General features: G+C 47.1%; 1 protein-coding gene. It reads right to left on the minus strand.

Features of this window, described 5'->3' with window-relative positions:
* Positions 1–713, minus strand: a 713-nt coding sequence (locus tag GVL03_RS18935; protein ID WP_159502553.1) for a hypothetical protein, incomplete at its 3' end; no start/stop codon positions are given.
* Between the last annotated feature and the right edge of the window lie 43 nt (positions 714–756).

Raw genomic sequence — 756 nt, forward strand, 5'->3', positions numbered from 1 at the left:
TGGCCTTCGAAGAGGGGGATTGATTCGAAAACCTTTTTGATATTGCGCGAAGCAAAGCGGCTCAGATCGTAAAGAACGATCTCTTGCCCAAGTTTGGCAAGACCTTCGTCGTCTCCTGCTTTACGCAACTCAGCCTTCTTGGCAGTGAAGTTGATCTTGTTATTAATCACATCAAAGATCGAGCGCTCATCGTTTTTAAGGATCTCGAAGGCCTCCGTGGAAAGAATCGCTTGCTCAGGGACAAAAAAACCAAACTGGCGTGCCTTGTAAATGAGCGCGAAGTCACTTTCAAATGACTCGGGGTCAGTGACGTTGTTTGGGAGAAGCACAATCTTTTCAGGCTCTATGCCGAGGTCCTTAAGAGATTGAGCTGTGCGCAGCGAGTCAGTGATTTGTTTAGTGGAGGGGGTAACTGGAATCACCCAGCAATCGATGAGTTCAGTTGTTGAAGCCAACTCATCAAAAGTGGAGATCATATTTTTGGCGTTGGATCCGCCAATGTCAATTACAAAACTTTCCGATTCATCGGCGGTGTTGAGTTCGCCTGCAAGCTTCTTAAACTTGGCCGAGCTAATTTCAAGGTCAGGGGTGCCATCTCCCGCATTACTGTCTTCGATGCTGATGCGCTTAGCCTTGAGCAATGGCGCAAACATATGCTTTGTGAGAGTGGTTTTCCCGGTGTTGCCAGAGATATTGATGATGACAGTCTTCATGGTGATTTTCCTGAGGTGAATTACTTGCGCAGAAGTGATTGGC

Source organism: Microbacterium sp. 18062 (assembly GCF_902706225.1).
GTDB lineage: Bacteria > Actinomycetota > Actinomycetes > Actinomycetales > Microbacteriaceae > Microbacterium.